This window comes from Planifilum fimeticola, assembly GCF_003001905.1.
Taxonomy (GTDB): Bacteria; Bacillota; Bacilli; order Thermoactinomycetales; family DSM-44946; genus Planifilum; species Planifilum fimeticola.
In genome coordinates, this window is sequence record NZ_PVNE01000001.1 from 280088 (window position 1) to 305508 (window position 25421).

Consider the following 25421-nt stretch of genomic DNA (forward strand, 5'->3'; position numbering starts at 1 on the left):
TTTCATGAGAAATACGCGCAGGCTCCCCCGCTCCTTCCAGGGGAGAAAGCGCCCCCTCCTTTCTCCATGAGAACTTTCCGTGCCGAAGAAAAGGATTGCTCCTATTTTGAAAGATAACACTGATCCAAATTGATCTACATCCCATGGATGAGGGGATTGTCACCCCCATAAATGTGGGGTGTCAGCTTGACAAACGGAATAGAACCAAATAATTTGTAATTATCAACAAATAATTCTTATGCCGTATAAAGAAGGGTGCGCCATGATGACTTTTTTGCCTACACCCTTTTTGACTCAAAAAGAGGTACAACAAATTCTGGATACACTGGCCCAGGGCTACCCGGAGAGCCAGACCCGTTGGCGGTTGAAGCTGTCGACCCTTCCCCTCTCCGAGGAGGAGAAGAGCGCGGTCAATGAAGTGTTCCAATTCCTGCTGGAGCGGCTGGACCGTCTGCTTTCCGATCCCGCGGCCGGGGCCCGCCAGATGCGGAAACTGTTTCTTTCCCGTTCCGACACCCTTCGTCCCAGCCACATGGTCCTCATTGTCAGCATGCTGGAAGAGATCGCCGTGGAGCTGATTTTGCAAAACTCCGCCCTGGATATCCATGTCGGTTATCGCTGGATTCATTCCTCTTTATTGAATATGGCATTTTCCTCCTTTTTAGGCGAGTCCGTTTTTCCCCGGAATCACGGCGAAGCATCCGGGGCGTCAAATTCCGACACCGCCTTTGAGGAAGGGCAGATGGAGCTTTACGAAGCCATCATCCGGTATGACGAGGCGCTCCTCACCCTGAATGGGCCGGAGGACATCCTCTCCTATTCCGTCCGGGAAATCTGCCGCATCGCCGGCTTTGCGCGGGCCGCACTTTTCTGGTACACGCCCATCACCCGTTCCCTGGACGGGATCTATTCGCACAACATCGATTTGGACGTCATCCGCCGCATCCGCGAGCTGGACTACAACATCCCCGGATTGAAATACGTGCTGCGGGAGAAGAAACCCATCTATCTCCAGGACGTAAAGAATTATCTTCCCGCTCACCACATCGAAAACTTCCGGGTCACCTCCCTGGTGGTGGCCCCCCTGTACGGGAAGGATCCCTTCCCCCTCGGCTTCCTGCTCCTGGACCAGGACGGGCGGCACTTCCGACCGGAACACCGGCGAATGGAAATCCTCCACGCGCTCATCCAGAGGACCTCCAAGGCCCTGGAAGCCCAGCTGAACCCGTCCCGGCCGCCCCGTTTCCACAATCCCTCCGTCCTCAGCAACCGGGAACGGGAAATCCTGCAGCTGATCGCCGCAGGGCACAGCACCAAATCCATCGCCGCCCAACTGCATATCAGCGAGCACACCGCCGCGGAACATGCCCATACCATTTTAAAGAAGTTGGACGCGAAAAACCGGGCCGAAGCGGTCGCGATCGCCCTGCGGAAACAGTGGATCCGATAGCCATTCTGGCGATCATCGCGGCGGAGGGCGGGGTCTTTGTCCCCATGATCGGAAGAGCTCCGATGTCGCCGGAAAACCGGAAGCGATGACTTCGCCGTTGAAGGAAAACCCATCTCCGCTGCCCTTCCGCCTCTTCAGGGAACGGGGGACGTTCGGAAGGGTTTCTCCCAACTTTCAGAGAACGAAAAATATAAAAGGATTTTCATTTAAAATATTTTGCCTGCGTTCGCGGAAAGCGCCCTTGTGACCTCTTTCCTTGCAGGAAGCTTTTCACGCTTTGCCAGCTCATGTAAGCGTTGCCATCCTTGGACGAGGGGGAATCGATGTGAAAAAGCTGATCAATTCGCCTGAGCAGGTGGTGCGGGACATGCTGGACGGCATGGTGGCCGCCCATCCCCATCTCAAAAACTTGCCCGGCACGCAAGTCATCGTCCGGGCCGACGCCCCCGTTTCCGGAAAGGTGGGCCTGGTCAGCGGCGGCGGAAGCGGCCATGAACCCGCCCATGCGGGGTATGTGGGAAAGGGAATGCTGGATGCGGCGGTGGCGGGTGAGGTGTTCACCTCCCCCACTCCCGATCAGGTGTTGGAAGCGATCAAGGCGGTGGACAGCGGCAACGGGGTTCTCCTCATCATCAAAAACTACACCGGTGACGTGATGAACTTCGAAATGGCGGCGGAATTGGCTGAAGCGGAGGGCATCCGCGTGGCAAAGGTGGTCGTCAACGACGACGTGGCCGTCGAAAACAGCACCTACACGACGGGCCGCCGCGGGATTGCCGGAACCGTCTTCGTCCACAAGATCGCCGGCGCCCTGGCCTCCCGCGGCGCCTCCCTGGAACAGGTGGAGGAGGTCGCCAACAAGGTGATCCGGCAGGTCCGAAGCATGGGAATGGCCCTCACCCCCTGCATCGTACCGGCGGCGGGAACTCCCGGTTTTCAGCTGGGGGAGGACGAGATCGAAATCGGTCTGGGGATCCACGGAGAACCCGGCGTCTACCGCTCCAAACTGATGACGGCGGAGGAGACGGCCCGCACCCTCCTCGAGCGGATTCTCGAGGACCTTCCGCTCTCGTCCGGCGAAAAGGCGGCCGTCATGATCAACGGGCTCGGGGCGACGCCGCTGATGGAACTGTATATCGTGAACAAGACCGTTTCCGAACTGCTGAAGGAACGGGGCATCGCCGTCCACAGAACCTTTGTCGGTCCCTACATGACCTCCCTGGAGATGGCCGGCTGTTCCCTCACCCTGCTCAAACTGGATGAGGAATTGACCGACCTGTTGGACGCCCCCGCCCGGACCGCGGCGTGGAACCAATGAATCAAGGAGGCGCGGATTCGTTGATTACGCTGAAACAGGTGGAATCGTGGCTCATCGAAACCAACCGCATCCTGCAGGAAAAGAAGGCTTATCTGACGCAGCTGGATCAGGCCATCGGCGACGGCGACCACGGCATCAATCTGGCCCGGGGCTTTCAGGAGGTGGCCAAGAACCTCTCCGATCAGTCCGCTCCGGACATCGGCGCCCTGCTGAAGAATGTGGCGATGACCCTGCTGTCCAAGGTGGGCGGCGCTTCGGGTCCCCTATACGGGACCGCCTTCCTGAAAATGTCCACCGCCCTGAAGGACAAGGTGGAAGCCGCGCCGGAGGAGTTTGCCCGGGCACTGGCCGAAGCCGCCGACGGCATTCAGATGAGGGGAAAAGCCCGGGTGGGAGACAAGACGATGCTGGACGTGTGGAAGCCGGTGGCCGACCTTGCCGTACAGCAGGGTGACCGGTTGTCCTGGGAAGCCCTGCTCCAATGTTCCCTCAAGCAGATGGAGTCCACGCGGAACCTCGAAGCCAAAAAGGGAAGGGCCGCTTATCTCGGCCGGCGTTCCGTCGGCCATCTCGACCCGGGGGCGGTCTCCAGCCACTATCTGTTTGAAGCGCTGTCCGGGACGATGACAAGGGAGGAAACCGCAGGATGAGTTTCGTCGGTATCGTACTGGTTTCCCACAGCGCGGAGCTGGCGGAAGGGCTGAAAAAACTGCTCAAGCAGGTTCAGCCCCACGTCCCCATCGCGGCCGCCGGCGGAGGAAACGAGGGTGAAATCGGCACGAGCATGGAAAAGATCGCTGCAGCCATCGAGTCGGTCCGTTCCGAAAAGGGGGTTGCGGTCTTCATCGACCTGGGCAGCGCCTTGCTCAACGCGGAAATGGCCATCGAAGGGCTGGACGAACCGGACAGGGTGCGCATCGCCGATGCACCGCTGGTTGAAGGCTCCTATGTGGCCGCAGTGGAATCGGGATGCGGCAGCTCCCTTGAGACCGTGCTGCAAAAGGCCCGGAAAGCGAAAAACATGAAAAAGCTTTAAAGCCCGGCGGAAGTTCGTCCGGGAACCCGCGACCATCCCGAAATGCAACGAGAAGGGAGCCCTTGGCGTGCCAAGGGCTCCCTTTCTTACGCCCGGACCCGCTCCTCCCAATCGACCCGGTAGGAGTAAAGCCAGTCGTGGGCATTGGGGCTGGCAAACAGCTTGAGGAAAAAGGGCATGGTCATATCCCGCAGCCAGAGCAGGATCGGATTGGACACGGCCTTGTTGTTGCCGATGCTCCGCGAATACCGGACCACCTTTTCCGCCCGCTGTCTGCGCAGGCTTTCGTAGGCGGCGAAAGCTTCGGACGGATCGGGCAGATCCCGGAGGCACCGGGCCAAGACAATCGCATCCTCCAGGGCCATGGAAGCACCCTGCCCTGCGTGGGGCGAGGTGGCGTGGGCCGCGTCCCCGATCAGGACCACGGGCCCCCGGTGCCAGGCGGGTTGAAAGGGAACATCGTAAATCGGGTACATGCCGATTTCCCCTTCGGTGGAACGGATGATCTCCCGGACCGGGTGGGGATCTTCCGCGTGCCACTCAAGCAACATCTCCCGCCGCTCGTCGTTGGACAATCCGCTCAGCGCCCCGCGCGTCGTCGCCTCGGGATACGGGAGGTTGCTGAACCAGTAAATCTCTCCGGACGGCTTCACCAGATATCCGAAAAAGGCCTTCTTGCCGAAGATCATCCTCTGAACCCCCGGCGTCGGGGAGAGGGTCAGGCTGTGAGTGAACCCGCCGCAGCTGAGCAGGCCGGTGTAAGCGGGGGCGGGAGCTTCGGGAAAGACAACCCGGCGCGTACGGGAATGGATGCCGTCACACCCCACCAGAAAGTCGCCCTCCGCCTCCGTTCCGTCCTCAAACCGGGCGACGACTCCTCCGCCCGCGGACCATTCAATATCCTCCAGTTTCTTGCCGTACTCCACCCGGATGCCCTGACGGACCGCCTCCCCATGGATCGCCTCCTGCAACAGCCACCGCTTGATGATGATCCCGTGTCTCCCCCTGGAACCGTTATACACTTCGCCGAGGCGCTTGCCCCTCCCGCTGATCATCACCATGCGGGCGAAGGGAAACCCCTTCTCGGTCAGGGTTTGATCGATGCCCAGCGTCCTGAGAACGTCCAGGCCGTTGGGAGCCACGTTCAGAAACAGGCCGGCATACCGTGAAGGAGAGGGCTTTGCCTCGTATACCACCGCATCGATGCCCGCCCGCTTGAGAAACAGGGCCAGCGCGGGACCTGCGATTCCGCCGCCGATAATGAGAGCCTTCCGTTTTTTCATGATTCATACCCCCCTCAATATTCGGAAATGGGCGTTACTTGTTCCCCTGATCCTTGAACATCCTCCGTTTCAGGGGAGGGATGGCGTTGACGAGGCGGAACAGGGTCTTGACCGTCCCCAGGGCGAAAGCATTGTCGGACACGGCCTGGTTCATGGCCCGCAAGGAGTTCTTGACCGCCTCGAAACCGTAGCGGATCATTTCCACCTCGTAATCGTGAACCGCCTGGAGAAGCGATTTCTCTCCGCAATGGGCGGCGATCAGATTTCGGCACAGGAGGGCGGCGTCTTTGAGGGCCGTGTTGGCACCGATGCCGCGAAACGGGGTCATGCTGTGAATGGCGTCTCCGATCAGGGTGATGTTTTTCGTGCCCCAGTGGGCAATTGGCACGGAGCTGCGGATCGCCACCGGGGTGATGGCGGACGGATCGGTGAAGCGGACGAGGCGCTTCAGGTTGGGGTGCCAGTCAGCAATCATCTCCAGGACGACGCGGCGGAGGATGGTTCCGTCAAGGTCCTTCAACTCCCCCGACAACCCGAACTTATCCCTCCGGGCGCTGAACCCCCACATGGCGAAGTCCGCCGTGTTATCGTGTAACAGGCCGGGCGGAAGCGCGACGGGGTTCCCGTCCTCTTCGGTGAAACCCGGCAAGCCCTCGGGACTGTCGCCGAATTCGTGCACCGCGATGAACATGCAATGTCCGTTGGGTGCCAGGATGGAAGCGGGACCCTCAAAGAGACGGGGAGGAAGCAGAGATCTCGTTTCCTCCGTCAGCGGAAGTTTTCCCATCACCGCCCGGACCCCCGTGTCGATTACATCCGCATGGGGCAGGAATTGCCTGCGGACCCTTGAATGCACGCCGTCGGCGGCGACGAGCAGATCCCCCGCGGCGAAAGAACCGTCCTCGAAGAACGCGATGACCCGGCCGTCGTCCGCCTCCTCGTAATGGGTGAACTTCTTGCCGAAGCGCACCCGGTCGCCCAAATCGGCGAGCAATACCTGCCGCAGGGTGATCCGGCTCACCGATTTGTGACTGTCGACCGGATCCGGAGCCTCCGACGCGTTACCGACAGACAGCAATTCCTCCATTTTTTCGGTGAAGAAACTGTAGCTGTCCCCTTTCCCTGACGTGGCCAAAAAAACTTCAAAAAGGCGGGGAGGCAGGCATGCCTTAAGGGCGCGGCTCCCCTCGGGATTGATGTGAATCCGGTATCCCTGGATCCGTGACGCGGGGGATCGGTCCCGTTCGAAGACCGTCGCGCGAATCCCCGCCGTTTTCAGCCCCTGGGCCAGACACAATCCGCCGATGCCCCCTCCGATGATGAGCACATGGGGCGAAGTCGTCGACATGATGAACCCTCCCGAGATTGATGCGCTCCGTGATGATCGTTCGTTTGGTATAATGGGTTTAATCAAAAATCTTATTGCGAAAAATAATCATCACGAAAATTAATTATCTCGATTATCGGGATATTTACATTCTAACAGGAGGCCGATACCATGTCAACGGGTACACGGGAGGAATTGCTCCAACATTTGACCGGCAGTCTGATGCAGGAATACAGCCTGAGGGTGATCCTCTTCCACCAAACCGTCGCCGAAAAGCTCGGGCTCAACGTGACGGATCACAAATGTCTGGGGCTGCTCGCCAATACGGGTCCGATCACCGCCGGACGGCTGTCCGAGTTGACCGGCCTTTCCACCGGCGCCATCACCACGGTCATCGACCGCCTCGAAAAAGCCGGTTTTGCCCGGCGCGAACGGGATCCGAAGGATCGTCGGCGCGTCATCGTGCGCCCCCTCATGGAAAAGGCGGAACAGAAAATCGGACCGATCTTCGAATCCCTGCAGCAGTCCATGAATCAACTGTGCTCACGGTATCAGGATGAGGAACTGGAACTCTTGATCGATTTCCTTCAGCAGTCCATGCGGGTCATGGAGGAGGAATCGGACCGGCTCAAAAAAACCCGTTAAACGCATCCGGGGCCTTCCGGCAATCCGGTCTCCAGGGAGGAATCGCAAATGGAAGATGTTAGGCTGGTCAGCATTCTGACGGGAAAGCCCCGGGACCTGGGAGGGGGTTCGACGCCGACGTGGCGGAGCGGCATCTGCAAAGAGCCGGCGGACGGCCCGGTTTGGCTGGGAAAAACCGGCCTGGCCGGGGACGGGCAGGCGGATCTGAAACACCACGGGGGTCCCGACAAAGCCGTCCTGGCCTATGCGGAGGCCCATTATCCCCTGTGGCGGAAGGAACTCGATCTTTCTCATTTCACCCCCGGAGCGACGGGGGAGAATTTTGTCATCTCCCGCCAAACCGAAGAAGCGGTGTGCATCGGGGACACCTACCGCATCGGGAAAGCGGTGGTGCAGGTGTCCCAACCCCGGCAGCCCTGCTGGAAACCGGCCCGCCGCTGGAACATCCGGGATCTGACCCTCCGGATGCAGAACACGGGCAGGACCGGTTGGTACTATCGCGTGCTGGAGGAAGGATACGTGGAGGCCGGCACGGAAGTGATCCTTCTCGATCGGCCCTATCCACAGTGGACCATCTCCCGGTGCAACGAAATCATGTACCATCGCCGGAAGGACCGGGAATCGGCGGCGCAGCTGGCCGCCTGTCCCTTGCTGTCGGAAAGCTGGGTCCGCACCCTGTCCAAGCGGGCGGAAGAGGGGAGCCGATAGGATCCCTAACGTGGAAGATCCGACAGCAGACCGGTGCGCGACATCAGAGGCGGTTTCCGGGTTCAGGCCAAATCGGTTTCACCGCGCAAAACCTGAACCCGAAATTTCCATCTTTACAATTCCGGTCATTTTCCGTAAACTGTTTATGGAAACCGCTTGAAAGAAAGGAGGCACGCGCCAATGCAACCCATCATCATTCACCGAGCACTTCTTTCCGATCCGACATCCTGCGGCGCGAAGCAGCCTTTCCCGGAGCGGTTCAGGTTTGATCTCCCCCTTTTATTCGATTAAACGGCTAAACCGGCCACGGGTGTCTGCTCTTCGCGCGCCCGTGGCTTTTCATGTCTTTTCAGCCATGGGAAGATTCCTGTGGCTTTTTCTTTCTTCCTTTTTGAATACTCCCAACCGAAAGGAAATGGACACGGTATGAGTATCTTTCGCGATCTGTGGTGGTATTTCAAACGAGAACGACTCCATTACGGGTTGGGCATCCTGACGCTTTTTGTGGTCGCCCTGCTGGAACTGTTCCCTCCTTATGCCGTCGGACTCATCGTCGACGCGATCAAACAGCGGAGTCTCACCCCAGGGGAACTGGGTAAGTGGCTGTTGCTCCTGGGCCTGACGGCCATCGTTCTTTATATCTTGCGCTTCATTTGGCGCATACTGCTCTTCGGGGCGGGTTTCCGGCTGGAACGCTTGTTGCGGCAACGGTTGTACAACCATTACACGCTCCTTTCGCCGCGGTTCTTCCATCAGCGCCGTACCGGGGACCTGATGGCCCACGCCACGAACGACATCGAAGCGATCGAGTTGACCGCCGGCGACGGCGTGCTCACCCTGGTGGATTCGTTGTTTATGGGCGGCGCGGTCGTCTTTACCATGGCCTTCTTCATCGACTGGCAGCTGACGCTGGTCGCCCTGTTGCCCATGCCCCTCATGGCCTGGGCCACCAGCCATTACGGCAACCTGATCCACCAGCGGTTCCACAAGGCCCAAGAAGCCTTTTCCACCCTCAACGACAAGGTGCAGGAAAACATCTCCGGCATCCGCGTGGTAAAGGCCTTCGGACAGGAAGAGGCGGAAAAGCGGGATTTTGAGAAGCTGACTTCCGATGTCACGCAGAAAAACATCGCCGTGGCCCGGGTGGACGCCCTTTTCGATCCCACCATCGCCCTGATTGTCGGCCTCTCCTTTTTCCTGGCGGTTTCCTTCGGCTCTTATCTCGTGATTCAGGACCGGATCACCATCGGGAAACTCACCCAGTTCACCATCTATCTGGGTCATCTGATCTGGCCGATGCTGGCCTTCGGCATGCTGATCAACATCATGGAGCGCGGCCGGGCCTCCTATGACCGGGTCCGGGAGCTGCTCGCCATCCGGCCGGACATCACTGACCGGGAGGATGCCCTGGATCAAGTTCCGACGGGGGATATCAGCGTTCAAATCGCCGCCTTCACCTATCCCGACAAGGAAGAGCCCGCCCTTCGGAACATTTCGGTCGACCTGAAGCCGGGACAGACCCTGGGGATCGTGGGGAGAACGGGGAGCGGCAAAACCACCTTCTGCCGCCTGCTCCTGCGGGAATTCGATGTCGAGGAGGGTGCGATCCGCATCGGCGGCATTCCCGTCACCCGCTTCCGGCTGGGCTCCCTGCGAAAGGCCTTCGGATACGTTCCCCAGGATCACTTCCTCTTCTCGGCCACCATCGCCGAGAACATCGCCTTCGGCAAACCGGACGCCACCCGGGAGGAAATTGAAAGGGCCGCCCGCCTGGCCTGCATTCACGAGGATATCCTTCAGTTCCCCAAGGGCTACGACACCGTGGTCGGCGAACGGGGAGTCACCTTGTCCGGCGGGCAGAAACAGCGGATCTCCATCGCCCGGGCCCTGCTCATCGACCCGGAAATTTTGATCCTGGACGATTCCCTGTCGGCGGTGGACGCCAAGACCGAAACGGCCATCCTGCAGGCCCTGCGGGCCAACCGGGCCAACCGGACCACCATCATCACCGCCCACCGGTTGAGCGCCGTGGAAAAGGCGGACCACATCCTGGTCCTGGAAAACGGGCGGATCCGGGAACAGGGAACCCACGAGCAACTGATGGCCCAAAACGGCTGGTATGCCGCCATGTACCGGCGGCAGCAGCTGGAATCGCTGGTTGCCCAGGGAGGTGTTACCCGTGGTGATGCGTAGATTGCTCGGCTATCTGAAGCCCCACCGGAAGGCCCTGATCCTCGCCTTCGTCGCCCTCCTGACGGCGACGGCGGCGGATCTGGCCGGACCGATTCTGATCAAGGTGTTTATCGACAACCACCTGGTTCCCAGGGATTTCCACTGGCCGATCATCGTCGGACTCGCCGCCACTTATCTCCTGCTTCACCTGGCATCGGTGGGGATCAACTACTTTCAGCTCCTCACCTTCCACAAGATCGCCCAATGGGTGATCCGCCAGCTGCGCATCGACGTATTCACCAAGGTGCAGCACCTGGGCCTGGCCTTTTTCGACAAGACGCCGGGCGGTTCCCTGGTGTCCCGGATCACCAACGACACGGAAGCGGTCAAGGAACTGTTTATCAGCGTGCTGTCCACCTTTGTGCAGAACTTCGTCATGATCCTGGGCATCTTTGTCGGCATGTTCATCCTCGACGTCCGGCTCGCCCTTTTCTGCCTGGTCCTGATGCCGGTCATCCTCCTGATCATGCAGGCCTACCGCCGTTTCAGCGCCAAGGCCTATCGCCTCTCCCGGGAAAAGCTGAGCCAGCTCAACGCCCGGCTGAACGAATCGATCCAGGGGATGAGCATCATCCAGGCGTTCCGGCAGGAAGAGCGAATGCGGCGGGAGTTCGGCCGCGTCAATCAGGGGCGCTACGAAGCGATGATGAAAATCGTCAAGATCAACGGGCTGCTGGTCCGGCCGGCGATGGACTTCCTCTATGTCGTGGCGATCATGATCGTGATCAGTTTCTTCGGGGTGCAGTCCTTCAGCCGGGTGGTGGAGATCGGAACCCTGTACGCCTTTCTCAACTATTTGGACCGCCTCTTCGAACCCATCAACCAGATCATGTTCCGCCTCTCCCAGATGCAACAGGCGGTGGTGTCGGCGGAACGGGTCTTTGAGCTGATGGATCAGCGGCTGCTCGCCCCCACCCAGGAAGGGGAAGGCGATCCCGTCATCCGGGAGGGGCGGATCGAGTTTCGAAACGTCAGCTTCTCCTACGACGGCAAGACCGACGTGCTGAAAAACATCTCCTTCACCGCCCATCCCGGCCAGACGGTGGCCCTGGTGGGCCACACCGGGAGCGGAAAAACGACGATCAGCAACCTCCTGCTCCGCTTCTATCCGGTGGAGCGCGGGGAAATCCTGATCGACGGCGTGCCCCTGAAACGGTACAGCGACCGGGAGCTGCGCAGCAAAGTCGGCCTCGTCCTGCAGGATGCCTTTCTCTTTGTCGGGGACGTGAAGAGCAACATCCGCCTCCACAACCCGGACATCACCGACGAAGAGGTGGTGGAGGCGGCCAAGTTCGTTCAAGCCGACTCCTTTATCCGCCGGCTTCCCCGGGGTTACGACGAACCCGTCGGGGAACGCGGAGCCACCTTCTCCAGCGGTCAGCGGCAGCTGCTCTCCTTTGCCCGCACCATGGCTCTGAATCCGAAGATCCTGGTGCTGGACGAGGCGACGGCCAGCGTGGACACCGAGACGGAGGAGGCGATCCAGGAAGCCCTGGCCCGGATGCGGCGGGGACGGACCACCATCGCCATCGCCCATCGCCTCTCCACCATCCAGGACGCCGATCTGATCCTGGTTTTGCACCGGGGGGAGATCGTCGAACGGGGAACCCATCAGGAGCTGCTGAACAAGAAGGGACTGTACCACAAGATGTATCTGTTGCAGCAGGGACAAGGGGAAGGGGAAGCGGGCTGACGGCTTCCCCTCTCTGAGGAAGGACACAGCCTGACGGGGCTTGTGTGATGCGGGAGTCGAAAGCCCCCTTGACTCGCGGACCCAGCACGCATCGCCTCCCGATCGCCGATCGAATAAATTTTTCCAACCAAGAGAGACTAACGGGCAAACCGGCGAACAGGAGGCGATCGCATGGATATCCGGCGAGCCAAACAGATTCTCGATTCCACGAAGGAAGTGGAAGTGCACTACCAGGGAAGACCGGTCTGGATTCAGAACGTGGATGAAAGCAGCCAGACGGCCCGCATCTACCCGCTGGACAACCGGGAAAACGAGATGACGGTGTCGGTCCATCAGTTGGAAGAGGTGTGACCGCGGCCCTCTTATTCCTCCTGCTTTTTCCTCCAGTAAATCTCGAAGGCCCGGTCCAGAAATTGAATCACCTCGTCATCGACGGGATAAAATCGATAATCCGGCTTGGGGGATTTCCGCATCTCCCAGGCCTTTTCCATTTTCGCAAGGTCTCCCCCGAACATCCTCTCCGATAAGCTTACGATCTGCGCCACGACCCGCTGCACTTCCGGGGAATCGGGAGGATGGGACTGCGTCAGCCCTTTGATCTGCCGATAAAGGCGAATCCACTCCCCTCTTTCCGGGGCCCGATCCTCCAGGCGCGGAAGGCGGTCGATGATCTCCCGCTCCTCGGGCGTCAAGGAGCGATGACCCTCCGCTTTTCCGTACCGGTAAATTTCAAATAACCTCCTCCAGTCGATGGTCCCCTCCATTTGGTAAGAAATCAGCGTGGTCTCTATCCCGTTCATCAGGTGTTCGATCCGATTCTTTTCCCTTTCCAGCCGCTCATATTGCCCCTTGAGAAACGCTTCCCAATCCGTTTCCCCCTCCAGATGCTCCTTGATCTTTTTCAAGGAGAAACCCAGTTCCTTTAAAAAAACGATCTTCATCAGGACGGTCACATCGTCCTCCGTGTAGAGCCGGTGATGGCCCTCGGTGTAATCGGACGGTTTGAGCAATCCGATCTCGTCGTAATAGCGGAGGGTCCGCACGCTCAACCCGGTCATTTTGGAGACTTGGCCGATCGCAAGCACTCGCCACACCTCTTGAATCTCACGCGACGTGAGGTTTTACAATGGAGACCGATCATAGAGAAAGGAAGAAGAACCTGTGAAAAAGGCATGGATCCAGTTGCTGATTTTGCTGGCGGTCACCTTCGTCTTCGTCCCCCTGGTAATCGAAAACCTCCTGTACCGGACGCTGATCGGCTGGGGCCTGTCCGATATCATCGCCGGAAACATCGCGGGCGTCATGATCGCCGCCGCCCTGCTCACCGCCGGTTATCTCACCACCCGGTCCGATTCAAAGGGAAGTTGGAAAGAGCGGGTCGGCCTTCGCTCCTTCGACCGCTCCCACTTTCCCTTTTTGATGAAACTGTCGCTCCTCTCGTTTGTCATCGGCGTCGCCTGCTTTCTCCTTTCCGTGTGGTTGGGAGCCGATTTGCAGAACGAGAAGGCCAAGGCGGTCGAGGAATCCTTCGCCTTTTTCCCGCTGCTTGTCGCCTTTGTCGGCGCCGTCATCATCTCCCCGATCTACGAGGAGATCTTCTACCGCGGGGTCATGCTCTCGGTGCTGAACCGGATCGCATCCGACCGCGTCGCCCTCTTCCTGCAGGCGCTCTTTTTCACCCTGGCCCACTTGCCGAACTGGAATATCCTCCTGCTGACCATCATCAACGGGTATCTCTTCGCCCACGCCTATCGGAAGACCGGCTCCGTCTTCGCGGCGGCCTTTGTGCACGGCATGGTCAATCTGCTGATCTACATCGTATCGGTTCCGCTCAAAAACCTAGAGGGGCGTTCCGCATGTGCGCCCCTTTTTCCTTTACCGGAGCCTTCCCAGCCGTAATGAGCCGCTTCCTCTTATGCACCGGGACCGGAATCCAGCCTGGGAAGCCGGATCTCCGCCGTCAATCCCCGCCCCGGTTCGCTCCGCAATACCAATTTCCCCTGATGCGCCTTGGCAATCCTCGCCACCATCGGCAGCCCCAGACCGTGCCCGTGGGGCGCCGGCCGCTTCCGCTTGGAGGAATAGGGAAGCTGCGTCAGATCGGGAAGATCGTCGGGGGGAATCCCTTTTCCGTCATCGGAGACCCGGATGCTGCAAAAGCCCTGATCCGGAGAACCGGCCGTCTGCACAAGGATGCGGCATCCTTCGGGGTTGTGCCGGATGCTGTTGTGAACCAGATTGTTCAGCGCCCGGAGAAGCAGACTCTCATCGCCGCAGATGATCGCGCCGCGGTCGGCGACATCCAGTTCCAGCTCGTATTTCTCCTCCAACCCCTCGTTGAGCACATCCGACACGACCCGCCTCGCCAGCGCCGACAGCTTGATTCGCTTCCGCTTCAGCGGCTGCATCTCGTACTCCAGCATCGACACCAGGTTCAAATCATTGATGAGGTTGCGCAGTTTTACACCCTGCCGGCGGATGATCCGGGCCTTTTCCCGCTCCGGCCGAGGCAGCGCTTCACTTTCCTCCAGCTCGCTGGCATAGCCCAGCACCATGGACAGGGGCGTCCGGACATCGTGGGAAATGCCGGCAATCCAGTTGGAACGGGCCTCGTCCCGCTCCTTCAGGGCTTTGTTCTTGGCCTGCAACAGGAGGGAGGTCTGGTTGATGCTCCTCGCCAGATCCCGAAACACCCCCTTCGGCTCGACGTGGACGATCCGCTCCTTCGCCAGGGCGTGAATCCCCTGAATCAGGGGCCGGACGGAGCGGATAAAGCGCCAGCCGACAAGCAGTGCCAGGACCAGCGCCAGGGCGATGTTCCCCAGCAACAGGGCCGGGATCCGGAAGAGCAGTTCCCTCACCCCATCGGCCGGGAGCACGTGCATGTATTTGCCCAGGCTGCCCTTCGGATAGCCGACCACGACCAGCCCTTCTCCGTGCTCCCAGGAAAAAACCGGATAATCCATGAGATAGTAGCGGGAAAAGCGGGCCACATCGGCGATTGAATAGGAGCGGGGCAGGGCTTCGGGCAGGGACCGGTCCCATACCACGCGGCCGTCCCGATCGATCAGCATGGCCCAGGCATCGTTCTTCTCCAGAAGAGCCCCGGCGCGTCGATCCAGCACATAGCGGTCCCCTTCCTGGGAAAGCCCCTCCGCCACCGTCCGGACCAACGCGTCGGGATGAGTGGAATGTTCCGCTTTCCGGGGAAAAACCCATCCGAGAAAATAGAAGTTGAGGATGAGAAGAAAAAAGGAGATGAGCAACGTCGCACTCACAAACCGCCACAGGATGCGGAAGGAACCGCCCATGTCATCGCTCCTCCGTGATCAACTTGTAGCCGAGCCCCCGGACCGTGAGCAAATACCGGGGCTTGGAGGGATTTTCCTCGATCTTTTCCCGGATGCGACGGATATGCACCATCAGGCTGTTCTCGTAACCGAAGTAGTCGTCCCCCCAGACCGCCTGGCACAGGGCATCGCTGGTGACGATCTTCTCCCGGTTTTCATACAGCTTGCAAAGCAAGGCGTGTTCCTTGGCCGTCAGCGGCTGTTCCCCCTTCGGTCCCCGCACCACGGCCCCCTCCAGATCCACCGTCACCTCTCCCAGCCGGAAGACCGGCAGCCGTTCCACCGACGGCGGCGCGTACACCCGCCGCAGGATGCCCGTCAGGCGAAGGACCAGCTCCCGGGGCAAAAAGGGCTTCACCACGTAATCGTCCGCGCCGAGGCCGAGCCCCAACAGCCGGTCTTCATCCTCTCCCCGGGCGGAGAGGAAAAGGACGGGCATCGACGAAAAGCGGCGGATGTCGGACAGAAGGGAAAAACCGTCGCCGTCGGGCAGCATCACATCCAAAATGGCCACGTCCGGTTTCACCGACCGGATCACTTCCAGGGCTTCCCGGCAATCGGCGGCGTGATGGATGCGAAAAAACCCTTCCTTGCTCAGGATGCCCTCCACCATGGTCCGTAGATCCGCCTCATCATCCACGATCAGGATCTTTTTTTGTTTCAAATCGTCCATGAAGACCACCCGCTTCTCATTATATCGGAGACGCCTCCCTGCTTGCGGCGTCGGGAGAATATTTAAGGTTGCCTTAAGGTTGGCGTAAGCGGCGAGAAGGGTCCGCGGATTACGATGGGAGACGAATCCGAGAAGTGGAGGGATCAACCATGCAACCCGTCCTCTTGACGGACAATCTGACGAAACGCTACGGAAACATCGCCGCAGTGGACCGCATCCGTTTGCGCATCGAGGAGGGCGAGGTTTACGGGTTTCTCGGCCCGAACGGCGCCGGGAAAACCACCACGCTGAAGATGCTGGTGGGTCTGATCCAACCGACCGAGGGGACCTTTACCGTCTTCGGCAGAACCTTCGCCCAACACCGGCGCTGGATATTGAGCCAGACGGGCGCGTTGATCGAATCCCCTTCCTACTACGGCCATTTGACCGGCCGGGAAAACCTGCGCATCATCCAACGCCTGAGGGGGCTTCCGGAGGGAAATGTCTCCGAAGTGCTGCGGGTGGTCCGCCTGGAAAAGCAGCAGCACAAAAGAGTGGATCAATACTCCCTGGGCATGAAACAGCGCCTGGGACTCGCCATGGCCTTGATCTCCTTTCCGAAACTGCTGATACTGGATGAACCGACCAACGGGCTCGACCCGGCCGGCATCGAAGAAATCCGCGAGCTGATCCGATCCCTGCCCCGGCAGTACGGCATGACCGTCCTGGTTTCCAGCCACCTGCTGTCGGAGGTGGAGCAGATCGCCACGTCCGTCGGGATCATCCGTGACGGAAGGCTGGTGTTTCAGGGCAGCCTCGATTCCCTCAAAGCAAAAAGCGATCCGGCCATCGCCGTCAAAACGACGGACAACCTCGCCGCGGAATGGGTGCTCGCCGGCCAGGGATTGAAGCCGAAGGAGCGCGGCGGCTACCTCACCCTCCCGGACATGGAAGACCGGCAGGTGGCGGAGGTGAACCGCACCCTCGTCCGAGCGGGGATCGGCGTGATTCGGATCGAGGAGCGAAAGAAAATCCTGGAACGGATTTTCCTGGAGCTGACGGGAAAGGGGGATCACCGGTGATGCATGTGGTCGCGCTGGAATTTTTCAAGCTGCGCCGGCGGCGCGTGCTTTCGATGATCGTGTTGTTCTTGGGGGTGGAAATCCTCTGGGCCTCCATCTCCGTCAGCAGCTCCTTCACCCGCAACCCGGACAGCGCGGGATGGGAAGGAATCATCACCACGTTCTCCTCCATGAACGGCCTGTTCCTGCCGATTTTGTCGGCCATCGTGGTATCCCGCATCGTCGACATGGAACACAAGGGGGAGACGTGGAGGCTGCTCGGGGCCCTGGCCGTAAACCGGCACTTGCTGTTTGCAGCCAAATATGGATGTGCGGCTTCCTTGCTGCTGACCGTAGTGCTTCTCCAGACCTTCGCCATCCCGGGAATCGGATGGGCGAACGGCTTGGAAGCCCCGATCCCGTACGAACTGCTGTTTCGGTTTCTGGCAGGCACCATGCTGGTCAACCTGGTGATCATCGCCCTGCAACAGTGGGTGTCCCTGGCCGTCAGAAATCAAGCCTTCGGCCTCTGTCTCGGTATGGTCGGGGGATTTTTCGGTCTGACGGCGGACCTGTTTCCCGTTTTCGTCCGGCGGCTCCTCATCTGGTCCAACTATACGGCCCTCAGCCCCGTCACCCTCCGCTACGGCGACGACACGGTCCGTTTTGTGACGCAAGAAGTCGGATGGATCCTGCCCACCGCGCTCCTGTTGGTCGGAGCGGCCCTCTACCTCGCCGGAAGTCTTCATCTTTCCCGGAAGGACATCTAAAGCAAGGCAGGCTCCGAGCACCGCTTCGCCCTTTCAAACAAACAACCGACAGGGGGATCGACGATGTGGAGACTCTTGGAATCGGAATGGATGAAGTGGCGGCGTTCCCGGATGTGGCTCGTCCTGATGACGCTTCCCGTCCTGAGCATTTTGATCGGCAGCGCCAATTATGCTTTGAACCAGGGGGTTCTCCGGAAGGAATGGTACAGCCTCTGGTCGCAGGTCAGCCTGTTTTACGGGGAATTTTTCCTTCCCGTGCTGATCGCGATCGCCTGCTCCCATCTTTGCCGGCTGGAGCATGCAAACAAAAGCTGGCGCAACCTGCTGACGGCACCGATCGCCGTGTCCCGGATCTATCTGTCCAAATTGGCGGTGCTGGCATGGCACATGCTCCTGGTGCAGGTGGTCTTCTTCTTCCTTTATCTGTGCGCCGGGAAACTGCTTTCGCTGTCCGCACCGCCGCCGAAGGAAATCCTCGGATGGATGGTCCGCGGCTGGATCGCATCTGTCACCCTCGGAACGATTCACCTGTGGCTTTCGATGCGCATCCGCAGTTTCGCCGTTCCGGTCGGGATCGGCCTGTGCGGCGTCTTTGTCGGACTGGGAATGGTGGTGAAGGATTGGGGCCTGATCTTCCCCTACTCCCTCCTCACCGTCGGCATGGGGGTCCTGAGCCAGGAAGGGCTGACGCCGGCGGAGCTCCTTTGGTTCCTCGCCGTCAACTTTCTCTATGCAATCCTCTTCTCCGCCCTGTCCCTACGCCGGTTGAAACGGCCGGAAGGACTGGTGTAAGGAAATTGAATGAAAAGAGGCGTGCCGCGCTATCCGGCCCGGGATAGCTGGTCGGCACGCCCTGGTGCAGTGAGGGAAGAATTCTTCGGAATTGAAAAGATGGCGAAGAAACGGTTACATTCACAAATCACGGGATAACCGAATCATGTCCCTGCATTGAATGCCGTTTTCGAAAATCGCTTCGGAATAATGCCTTGTGAAGAAGTCAAAATCAATACCAATCATCCGAAAACCGCATTTCTGATAAAACGCCAGTTGCCCGATACTTGAATTTCCCGTACCCACTTCCATCGTTTTATACCCCATGGACTTCGCCGTCTGGATGGCGTGTTTCAACAGCTTTTTCCCGATGCCCTTTCCTTGATGCAACGGCATCACTGCGATATTCACCAATTCCACCGTTTGGGGTCTTGTCGGAAGCAGGACGTAAACGCCGATGATTTGACCCTTCCTTTCCGCCACAAAGCAAGTTCCCCTACGGATATATTCCTGAACCAGTTCTCGCGACGGATCCCGCCATTAACAATAATTCCATCGGAGGTTTTTCATTCATCTCTCGTATTTGAAAGTCCAATCCGGTCCACTCTCCTCCCTACCGGCATACTCCTTCAACTTTTGTAAGCCGCATCGAACACTGAAGAGAACAAACCTCTGGTTTTACAGCAGCGGATTCACATCCTCAAACCAAGTAGTTTTCGTTTTCCCTTCGCAAACCGGACCGTTCTCTTATCACCCCGTCTACGAGGCGTTGGAATACGTCGCTCAAAAGCGTCAATGCCGCCGCCGCTGCTCCGGGGTAAGCCGGGACCAATCCTAAAGTATGTATTAGGTCAAAACGATAGCTCGTCGACCTCCGGGGACATCTCGCGGAGATCGACGAGACTGAACACCTGTTTCAGGACCTGTCACCCCTTATACAGCCGAATCCCCTTCTGCAGCAGGTACTCGTCCACATGCCGCTCGAAGGTGCGGAGAAATTCCTCGGTGTTTACTTTGCTTTTTGTCAGTTCCCGGTCGAAGAACAGCACCCGGATCTTGCCGTCCCCCATCTCCTGTACCGACTCCGCTCCCAGACGGTCCTGCAGGTAGTCGATCACCCAGTCCCGGGGAACGTGGGCCTCAAATTCTTCTACCAGACGGGTAACTTCATCCTTTGTTTCATATATATCAAGTGGATCTTCCACCCGTTCATACAACGGATCCGGGCGGTACAGATAAGCTGGCTTACCCATAAAACCATTCCAATCAAAATCCAGCATCCACAACTCATCAAGGGAGGGATGGCCAGCAACGTCCGTGAACACTTTCAACAACGCCTGTGTTCGTTGTGCATTGATTACTTCGTCTTCTGTTTGATAAAACTTGAGCCCATCGTATTCTTCTAAAAATAAATACGGTCTATTTACAATCAAGCGATTTACATAAATCTCTTCCGTAACAATCGGATTATAAAAATTTACCTTAAAGAGGCAATATCGTTCCCCTTTACCCAGCACTTCCTTTCGTATTGCGTCAATGGTATCGATATTATTGAAATTTATGTCATAATTATCGTAAGCATCATACAATCGACGAACCATACCAAAATGTTTCATCAAGGTCTCAGTTACATCCAGACCCACTTTTATATAGTCTTCCTTCAAATACGCTCCCCAAAAAGTGAACATCAACAACCGCTCATTATTTTCCGCCATCCTATCTTCCTCCCCAATTAATCTTACGTATGGCAACTTTGATATTCAGTTGCTCTTCAAAAACATTCCGCATTGTCTCTAGCGCGTCATCCGGCGCCCATTTTGGCACCTTCAGCATATAAACTATATCTGAATCAGCACGTGAAATCCCATATTTTTTAGCATCAGGAAATTTATCTAAATTTGCAAGAAGATACTCAACAGCCTTTTTATGCTTCTTCAACTGGATATAGCGTGTTTGTCGTTTGTCTCCTCCTTTCACAGATTGAAAACCTCGGTCGAGAAATGTAACTGGATCATTCTTCGCCAATCTCGCCAACCGCTCAAAATCCCGCTTCGACCACATTTTCGCTTCCTCGACAATGGTAATCCGGCCGTCCTCAATAACAATGTTGTCTGGCATTCCAAATGTTCCTACTCTATTTAGATTCTCTTTGTAAGTCGGTTTCTCCACTGTAATGAACAAAACTATCCGTTTTGCTCTTCCCCAAGCTATTTGGCAATAGATTCGCTTCTTCAAATCGTCCCCAACCGGTTGCTCTTTTCTTCACAAACTAAATCGTCCTCTTGATCGCTCCCCAGGCGACGGAAGGCTGCGCACAAAATCCCACCTCCTGCAGCCGCTACTCCGGTAAACCACCCAGCAATTCCACCAAGTATGTATTAGGTCAAAACGAAAGCTCGTCGACCTCCGGGGACATCTCGCGGAGATCGACGAGACTCAACACCTGTTTTAGGACCTGTCACCCTTGTACAACCGAATCCCCTTCTGCAGCAGGTATTCATCCACATGGCGCTCGAAGGTGCGGAGAAACTTCCGGGTGTTTCCCACTTTGTTCTTCGTTAGCTCCCGGTCGTAGAACAGCACCCGAATCTTGCCGTCTTCCATCTCCTGCACCGACTCCGCTCCCAGACGATCCTGCAGGTAGTCGATCACCCACTCCCGGGGAACGTGGGACTCAAATTCCTCTACCAGACGGATAACTTCCTCTTTTGCATCGAGAGTATATAATCCCTCCTCCACCCGATCATACAAGGACTCCGGACGGTAGAGATAGGCCGGTTTACCCATAAACGCTCGGCGATCATCAATCATCCACAGCTCCTCAAGGGCTGGATGGCCGGCCACATCCGTAAACACATCCAACAACTTCTGGGATCGCTGTTCATTCAACTTAACATCTTCCGTTTGGAAAAACCTAAGTCCCTCATACTCTTCTAACAACATATACTTAGCGGATACAAATAAGCGGTTTACATAAACCTCTTCCGTAACAGACGGGTTGAAAAATGTGATTTTATAATAGCGATAACGCTCCCTGTCACTTAGCACTTCCTTTCGAATTGAATCAAGGGAATCAATATTTTCTAGAACTGTATTTTTCCTTCCTTCCAATTGACAAGCCTCCAAATATTTCATCAAGATCCCGACGACATCCAAACTAACCTCTAAGTAATCTTCCTTCACGTATGAACCCCAAAAAGTAAACATCAAACACCTCTCAATTTCGGCCATTTCGTTTCCCTCCCCATTCAATCTTTCGGATCTCCACTTTTATGTTCAACTTTTCTTCAAAAACCTTCCGCTATACGCCAAGTGAATAACCCCTCTTAAACGCTGTGGGGAAATCTGCTCCATGTCCCAAACTTGATCTATTCCGACATAATTTCCGTCGTCATCGCATTCCAACAGTTTGTATGCCTCCGGAAAGGATTCAAACATTTGATGTCACCACCTGGAGGCTGATGATGAAACCCCGCAAGTTACGGATTCCCACTACTTTGAATGCCAAAAAAGCATCCCCTTTCATACGTTCCTCCACTTTTTCCCTGGAGACCAGGCATGCCCCGCCGTGAGATAGGAAGCTGATAAAGCGCCATTTATTGCACTGTTATTAATACCTTCACATCAGCCCCACTTCATAAAGTCTTCTTTCAAGCATCAAGCCAATTTGTAAACATTATCCATCGCTGATCTTCATCCATCAAGCCACTCATCCCTTATACAGCCGAATCCCCTTCTGCAGCAGGTACTCGTCCACATGCCGCTCAAAGGTGCGGAGAAATTCATGGGTTTTTACTTTGCTCTTTGTCAACTCCCGGTCGTAGAACAACACCCGGATCTTGCCGCCTTCCATCTCCTGCACCGATTCCGCTCCCAGACTGTCCTGCAGATAGTCGATCACCCACTCCCGAGGAACGTGGGCTTCAAATTCTTCTACCAGACGAGACACTTCATCCCTCACCTTATGTGTGTAAAGTATATCCTCCACCTTCTCATACAAACGCTTCGGTCGATACAGATAAGAAGGTTTCCCCATAAACGCTCTTTCGGTGTTGTCCATCCACAACTCATCAATAGCAGAGTGACTGGCCACATCTGTGAACACATCTAGCAGCGCTCGAGTTCGCTGTACATTAATCTCTGCATCTTCCGTTTGAAAGTACTTAAGTTCATCGTACTCTTCAAAAGTCAATATCGACTTGCTTACATACAAGCGATTTACATAAATTTCTTCCGTAACAGACGGATTAAAAAAAGTAACTTCATAATTCCCATACCGTTCCCTGTCACTCAACACTTCTCTACGAACCTCATTGATAGAATCCAAATCCTTAAGCCCCTCATCATAGTCAAATGCAACTCCTTCTAACAGACGAACCATCCCATAATGCTTCATCAAAATTTCTGTTACATCCAAGCCTACTTCCATGTAGTCTTCCTTCAAATACGACCCCCAAAAGGAGAACATTAACCACCGCTCAACTTCTTCCGACATCCCTTTTCCCTCCTACCAGTTGATCTTCCTAATGACCACTTTGATGTTCAACCGCTCTTCGAAAACCTTACGCATTGTCTCCAGAGCCTCATCCGGCGCCCATTTCGGCACTTTCAGCATGTAAACCACCTCCGAGGCGGTGGAAGACGGCGCTCAAAAGCGTTGATGCCGCCGCCTGCAGCCGCTACTCCGGTAAACCACCCAGCAATCCCACCAAGTATGTATTAGGTCAAAACGAAAGCTCGTCGACCTCCGGGAGCATCTCGCGGAGATCGACGAGACTCAACACCTGTTTCAGGACTTGTCACCCCTTGTACAACCGAATCCCCTTCTGCAGCAGGTATTCGTCCACATGGCGTTCGAAGGCGCGGAGGAATTTCCGGGTGTTTCCCACCTTGTTCTTCGTTAGCTCCCGGTCGTAGAACAGCACCCGGATCTTGCCGCCTTCCATCTCCTGCACCGCCTCCGCTCCCAGACGGTCCTGCAGATAGTCGATCACCCAGTCCCGGGGAACGTGGGCCTCAAATTCTTCTACTAGACGGATCACTTCTTCTTTCGTCTTTTTTGTCTCAACTGGATCTTCTACCCGTTCATACAAGGGTTCCGGTCGATACAAATAAGCAGGTTTGCCCATATAAGCATTTCGATCTCCATCAATCATCCACAGCTCTTCAAGGGCAGGATGGCCGGCTACATCTGTAAACACATCCAACAGCGCTTGCGTCCGCTGCGCATTGATTTCTGCATCTTTCGTTTGGAAAAACTTGATTCCATCATATTCTTCAACATTTAAAAGCGTGTTATCTACTCGTAATCGATTAACATAGATTTCTTCCTCTACTACAGGATTAAAAAAGGTGACATCATATAACTCATATTGGTCCCTATTATCCAACACTTCTTTACGAACCTCATCGATAGAATCCAAATCCACGAGTCCCTCATCATAGTTAAAGACTGCCCCTGTCAGACGGCGAACCATTCCCCAATGTTTCATCAAGATTTCCGTTACATCTAGGCCCACTTTCATGTAGTCTTCTTTCAAATAAGATCCCCAATAGGTAAACATCAACCAACGATCAATTTCTTCGTCCATTATTCCCCCCTCCCCTTATACAACCGAATCCCCTTCTGAAGCAAGTATTCGTCTACATGCCGCTCGAAGGTGCGGAGAAACTTCCGGGTGTTTCCCACTTTGTTCTTCGTTAGCTCCCGGTCGTAGAACAGCACCCGAATCTTGCCGTCTTCCATCTCCTGTACCGACTCCGCTCCCAGACGATCCTGCAGGTAGTCTATAACCCACTCCCGGGGAACGTGGGCTTCAAATTCTTCTACCAGACGGGAAACGTCTGCTTTCATATCCGTAGTATAGAGTGTATCCTCCACCCTCTCATAAAGGGGCTCCGGACGATACAAATAAGCCGGTTTGCCCATAAAACCGTTCCAATCAAAATCGAGCATCCATAGTTCCTCAAGGGCGGGATGGCCAGCCACGTCCGTGAACACATCCAAAAACGCCTGCGTTCGCTGTTCATTTAACTTCACATCTTCCGTTTGAAAATACTTGAGACCATCGTACTCATATAAAAGTAACAACGATCTGTTTACGGACAATCTATTTACATAAATTTCTTCCGAAACAGATGGATTGAAAAAAGTGACTTTATATAGTCCATATCGATCCCTGTCACCCAACACTTCCTTCCGAACCTCATCGATGGAATCCAAATCCTCAAGCCCCTCATCATAATCAAAGGCAACTCCTTCCAAGCGGCGAACTTTCCCCCAATGCCTCATCAAGATCTCAGTTACATCCAGGCCTACTTCCATGTAGTCTTTCTTTAAGTACGATCCCCAAAAAGAAAACATCAATACCCGCTCAACTTCATCTGTCATTTTGTCTCCCTCCTACCAGTTGATCTTCCGTATTACCACTTTGATGTTCAACCGCTCTTCGAAAACCTTCCGCATCAATTCCAGTTCCTCATCCGGCGCCCATTTCGGCACTTTCGCATATAAACCACCCCCGAAGCGGTAGAAGGCGGGCTCAAAAGCGTCAATGCGTCCGCCTGCAGCCTCTGCACCGGGGTAAGCGGGACCATTGGTCCCACCAAGTATGGATTAGGTCAAAACGAAAGCTCGTCGACCTCCGGGAGTACCTCGCGGAGATCGACGAGACTGAACACCTGTTTCAGGACTTGTCACCCCTTGTACAACCGAATCCCCTTCTGCAGCAGGTATTCGTCCACATGCCGCTCAAAGGTGCGGAGGAATTCCTCGGTTTTTACTTTGCTCTTTGTCAACTCCCGGTCGTAGAACAACACCCGGATCTTGCCATCCTCCATCTCCTGCACTGATTCCGCTCCCAAACGATCTTGTAGGTAATCGATCACCCAGTCCCGCGGAACATGGGCCTCAAATTCTTCCACTAACCGGGAAACCTCTTCTTTTGTATCCATAGTATAAATAGGATACTCCACCCGATCATACAAGGACTCGGGACGGTAGAGATAGGCCGGTTTACCCATAAAAGCTCTGTAGAAGCTATTTCAAAATTCGGTTTACACACCAAATAATGAATGCAATCAGGCAAAAAGCTCTATAAATATGCAAATATCGGTCATACCGAA

Annotated in this window: 25 protein-coding genes and 1 pseudogene; 13 read left to right on the plus strand and 13 right to left on the minus strand. The window is 56.2% G+C overall.

Annotation, left to right across the window (positions count from 1 at the left end):
* Positions 1–262: 262 nt before the first annotated feature.
* From CLV97_RS01305 to dhaM, 4 genes are all read left to right on the plus strand, one after another.
* Positions 263–1450 (plus strand): LuxR C-terminal-related transcriptional regulator, encoded by a 1188-nt coding sequence (locus tag CLV97_RS01305; protein ID WP_170070321.1) that lies wholly within the window; start codon positions 263–265, stop codon positions 1448–1450.
* Positions 1451–1775: 325 nt separating this feature from the next.
* Entirely contained in the window at positions 1776–2768 is a 993-nt protein-coding gene (gene dhaK, locus CLV97_RS01310) for a dihydroxyacetone kinase subunit DhaK (RefSeq protein WP_106343704.1), read from the plus strand.
* A gap of 20 nt (positions 2769–2788) precedes the next feature.
* Positions 2789–3418, plus strand: coding sequence for a dihydroxyacetone kinase subunit DhaL (gene dhaL, locus CLV97_RS01315; protein WP_245891310.1), 630 nt, complete (start codon positions 2789–2791; stop codon positions 3416–3418).
* Positions 3415–3804: a dihydroxyacetone kinase phosphoryl donor subunit DhaM gene (gene dhaM / locus CLV97_RS01320; protein WP_106343706.1), complete on the plus strand. Its 390-nt coding sequence runs from the start codon at positions 3415–3417 to the stop codon at positions 3802–3804. Before dhaL ends, dhaM begins: the two co-directional genes overlap by 4 nt.
* A gap of 86 nt (positions 3805–3890) precedes the next feature.
* Here dhaM and CLV97_RS01325 read toward each other — a convergent pair whose 3' ends face one another.
* Positions 3891–5087, minus strand: a complete 1197-nt coding sequence (locus tag CLV97_RS01325) for an FAD-dependent oxidoreductase (protein WP_106343707.1) — start codon at positions 5085–5087, stop codon at positions 3891–3893.
* Positions 5088–5121: 34 nt separating this feature from the next.
* Positions 5122–6435: an FAD-dependent oxidoreductase gene (locus CLV97_RS01330; protein WP_106343708.1), complete on the minus strand. Its 1314-nt coding sequence runs from the start codon at positions 6433–6435 to the stop codon at positions 5122–5124.
* A 150-nt stretch (positions 6436–6585) separates the two neighbouring features.
* Between CLV97_RS01330 and CLV97_RS01335 the strand changes: the two genes are divergently transcribed.
* From CLV97_RS01335 to CLV97_RS01355, 5 genes are all read left to right on the plus strand, one after another.
* Positions 6586–7059 (plus strand): MarR family winged helix-turn-helix transcriptional regulator, encoded by a 474-nt coding sequence (locus CLV97_RS01335; RefSeq protein WP_106343709.1) that lies wholly within the window; start codon positions 6586–6588, stop codon positions 7057–7059.
* A gap of 48 nt (positions 7060–7107) precedes the next feature.
* Positions 7108–7767: an MOSC domain-containing protein gene (locus CLV97_RS01340; protein ID WP_106343710.1), complete on the plus strand. Its 660-nt coding sequence runs from the start codon at positions 7108–7110 to the stop codon at positions 7765–7767.
* Between the two features lie 426 nt (positions 7768–8193).
* A complete protein-coding gene (locus CLV97_RS01345; RefSeq protein WP_106343754.1) occupies positions 8194–9960 on the plus strand; it encodes an ABC transporter transmembrane domain-containing protein in 1767 nt (588 codons plus the stop codon).
* On the plus strand, positions 9953–11692 hold the full coding sequence (locus tag CLV97_RS01350; protein ID WP_245891316.1) for an ABC transporter ATP-binding protein: 1740 nt from the start codon (positions 9953–9955) through the stop codon (positions 11690–11692). Before CLV97_RS01345 ends, CLV97_RS01350 begins: the two co-directional genes overlap by 8 nt.
* Before the next feature lie 171 nt (positions 11693–11863).
* A complete protein-coding gene (locus tag CLV97_RS01355; protein WP_106343712.1) occupies positions 11864–12043 on the plus strand; it encodes an H-type small acid-soluble spore protein in 180 nt (59 codons plus the stop codon).
* An 11-nt stretch (positions 12044–12054) separates the two neighbouring features.
* Here the strand turns inward: CLV97_RS01355 and CLV97_RS01360 are convergent, their stop codons facing one another.
* Complete coding sequence (locus CLV97_RS01360; protein ID WP_106343713.1) at positions 12055–12777, minus strand: MerR family transcriptional regulator; 723 nt, start codon at positions 12775–12777, stop codon at positions 12055–12057.
* Between the two features lie 76 nt (positions 12778–12853).
* Between CLV97_RS01360 and CLV97_RS01365 the strand changes: the two genes are divergently transcribed.
* Positions 12854–13591: a CPBP family intramembrane glutamic endopeptidase gene (locus CLV97_RS01365; RefSeq protein WP_106343714.1), complete on the plus strand. Its 738-nt coding sequence runs from the start codon at positions 12854–12856 to the stop codon at positions 13589–13591.
* 14 nt (positions 13592–13605) lie between these two features.
* Here the strand turns inward: CLV97_RS01365 and CLV97_RS01370 are convergent, their stop codons facing one another.
* Entirely contained in the window at positions 13606–15003 is a 1398-nt protein-coding gene (locus CLV97_RS01370; RefSeq protein WP_106343715.1) for a sensor histidine kinase, read from the minus strand.
* A 1-nt stretch (position 15004) separates the two neighbouring features.
* A complete protein-coding gene (locus tag CLV97_RS01375; RefSeq protein WP_106343755.1) occupies positions 15005–15715 on the minus strand; it encodes a response regulator transcription factor in 711 nt (236 codons plus the stop codon).
* Between the two features lie 149 nt (positions 15716–15864).
* On the opposite strand from CLV97_RS01375, the gene CLV97_RS01380 reads away from it, so the two are divergent.
* The 3 genes from CLV97_RS01380 (at position 15865) to CLV97_RS01390 (ending at position 18317) form a co-directional block, all read left to right on the plus strand.
* Complete coding sequence (locus tag CLV97_RS01380) at positions 15865–16776, plus strand: ABC transporter ATP-binding protein (RefSeq protein WP_106343716.1); 912 nt, start codon at positions 15865–15867, stop codon at positions 16774–16776.
* Positions 16776–17525 (plus strand): ABC transporter permease, encoded by a 750-nt coding sequence (locus CLV97_RS01385; protein ID WP_106343717.1) that lies wholly within the window; start codon positions 16776–16778, stop codon positions 17523–17525. Before CLV97_RS01380 ends, CLV97_RS01385 begins: the two co-directional genes overlap by 1 nt.
* Before the next feature lie 63 nt (positions 17526–17588).
* Complete coding sequence (locus tag CLV97_RS01390; RefSeq protein WP_106343718.1) at positions 17589–18317, plus strand: ABC transporter permease; 729 nt, start codon at positions 17589–17591, stop codon at positions 18315–18317.
* 120 nt (positions 18318–18437) lie between these two features.
* On the opposite strand, the pseudogene CLV97_RS01395 reads toward CLV97_RS01390, so the two are convergent.
* From CLV97_RS01395 to CLV97_RS01430, 8 genes and pseudogenes are all read right to left on the minus strand, one after another.
* A pseudogene (locus CLV97_RS01395) lies at positions 18438–18870 on the minus strand (GNAT family N-acetyltransferase).
* A 352-nt stretch (positions 18871–19222) separates the two neighbouring features.
* Positions 19223–20011, minus strand: coding sequence for a hypothetical protein (locus tag CLV97_RS01400; RefSeq protein WP_106343719.1), 789 nt, complete (start codon positions 20009–20011; stop codon positions 19223–19225).
* A 1-nt stretch (position 20012) separates the two neighbouring features.
* Complete coding sequence (locus tag CLV97_RS01405) at positions 20013–20531, minus strand: hypothetical protein (RefSeq protein WP_146130380.1); 519 nt, start codon at positions 20529–20531, stop codon at positions 20013–20015.
* A 213-nt stretch (positions 20532–20744) separates the two neighbouring features.
* Positions 20745–21185 (minus strand): hypothetical protein, encoded by a 441-nt coding sequence (locus CLV97_RS18475; protein WP_245891311.1) that lies wholly within the window; start codon positions 21183–21185, stop codon positions 20745–20747.
* 820 nt (positions 21186–22005) lie between these two features.
* Entirely contained in the window at positions 22006–22791 is a 786-nt protein-coding gene (locus tag CLV97_RS01415) for a hypothetical protein (protein WP_106343722.1), read from the minus strand.
* Positions 22792–23095: 304 nt separating this feature from the next.
* Positions 23096–23887, minus strand: a complete 792-nt coding sequence (locus CLV97_RS01420; RefSeq protein WP_106343723.1) for a hypothetical protein — start codon at positions 23885–23887, stop codon at positions 23096–23098.
* The gene (locus CLV97_RS01425) at positions 23887–24687 is read right to left on the minus strand and encodes a hypothetical protein (RefSeq protein WP_106343724.1); all 801 of its coding nucleotides are present in this window, start codon (positions 24685–24687) and stop codon (positions 23887–23889) included. Before CLV97_RS01425 ends, CLV97_RS01420 begins: the two co-directional genes overlap by 1 nt.
* A 305-nt stretch (positions 24688–24992) precedes the next feature.
* Complete coding sequence (locus CLV97_RS01430) at positions 24993–25220, minus strand: hypothetical protein (RefSeq protein WP_106343725.1); 228 nt, start codon at positions 25218–25220, stop codon at positions 24993–24995.
* Positions 25221–25421 lie beyond the last annotated feature (201 nt).

What these genes read in the sequence shown, in the direction of transcription:
- CLV97_RS01305 (WP_170070321.1), top strand. Translation starts at nt 263, where the DNA reads ATGATGACTTTTTTGCCTACACCCTTTTTGACTCAAAAAGAGGTACAA.
- CLV97_RS01355 (WP_106343712.1), top strand. Translation starts at nt 11,864, where the DNA reads ATGGATATCCGGCGAGCCAAACAGATTCTCGATTCCACGAAGGAAGTG.
- CLV97_RS01420 (WP_106343723.1), bottom strand. Translation starts at nt 23,887, where the DNA reads ATGGACGAAGAAATTGATCGTTGGTTGATGTTTACCTATTGGGGATCT.
- CLV97_RS01385 (WP_106343717.1), top strand. Translation starts at nt 16,776, where the DNA reads ATGCATGTGGTCGCGCTGGAATTTTTCAAGCTGCGCCGGCGGCGCGTG.
- CLV97_RS01415 (WP_106343722.1), bottom strand. Translation starts at nt 22,791, where the DNA reads ATGTCGGAAGAAGTTGAGCGGTGGTTAATGTTCTCCTTTTGGGGGTCG.
- CLV97_RS01380 (WP_106343716.1), top strand. Translation starts at nt 15,865, where the DNA reads ATGCAACCCGTCCTCTTGACGGACAATCTGACGAAACGCTACGGAAAC.
- CLV97_RS01335 (WP_106343709.1), top strand. Translation starts at nt 6,586, where the DNA reads ATGTCAACGGGTACACGGGAGGAATTGCTCCAACATTTGACCGGCAGT.
- CLV97_RS01350 (WP_245891316.1), top strand. Translation starts at nt 9,953, where the DNA reads ATGCGTAGATTGCTCGGCTATCTGAAGCCCCACCGGAAGGCCCTGATC.
- CLV97_RS01390 (WP_106343718.1), top strand. Translation starts at nt 17,589, where the DNA reads ATGTGGAGACTCTTGGAATCGGAATGGATGAAGTGGCGGCGTTCCCGG.
- CLV97_RS01345 (WP_106343754.1), top strand. Translation starts at nt 8,194, where the DNA reads ATGAGTATCTTTCGCGATCTGTGGTGGTATTTCAAACGAGAACGACTC.
- CLV97_RS01375 (WP_106343755.1), bottom strand. Translation starts at nt 15,715, where the DNA reads ATGGACGATTTGAAACAAAAAAAGATCCTGATCGTGGATGATGAGGCG.
- CLV97_RS01425 (WP_106343724.1), bottom strand. Translation starts at nt 24,687, where the DNA reads ATGACAGATGAAGTTGAGCGGGTATTGATGTTTTCTTTTTGGGGATCG.
- dhaM (WP_106343706.1), top strand. Translation starts at nt 3,415, where the DNA reads ATGAGTTTCGTCGGTATCGTACTGGTTTCCCACAGCGCGGAGCTGGCG.
- CLV97_RS01370 (WP_106343715.1), bottom strand. Translation starts at nt 15,003, where the DNA reads ATGGGCGGTTCCTTCCGCATCCTGTGGCGGTTTGTGAGTGCGACGTTG.
- CLV97_RS01340 (WP_106343710.1), top strand. Translation starts at nt 7,108, where the DNA reads ATGGAAGATGTTAGGCTGGTCAGCATTCTGACGGGAAAGCCCCGGGAC.
- CLV97_RS01400 (WP_106343719.1), bottom strand. Translation starts at nt 20,011, where the DNA reads ATGGCGGAAAATAATGAGCGGTTGTTGATGTTCACTTTTTGGGGAGCG.
- CLV97_RS01330 (WP_106343708.1), bottom strand. Translation starts at nt 6,435, where the DNA reads ATGTCGACGACTTCGCCCCATGTGCTCATCATCGGAGGGGGCATCGGC.
- CLV97_RS01325 (WP_106343707.1), bottom strand. Translation starts at nt 5,087, where the DNA reads ATGAAAAAACGGAAGGCTCTCATTATCGGCGGCGGAATCGCAGGTCCC.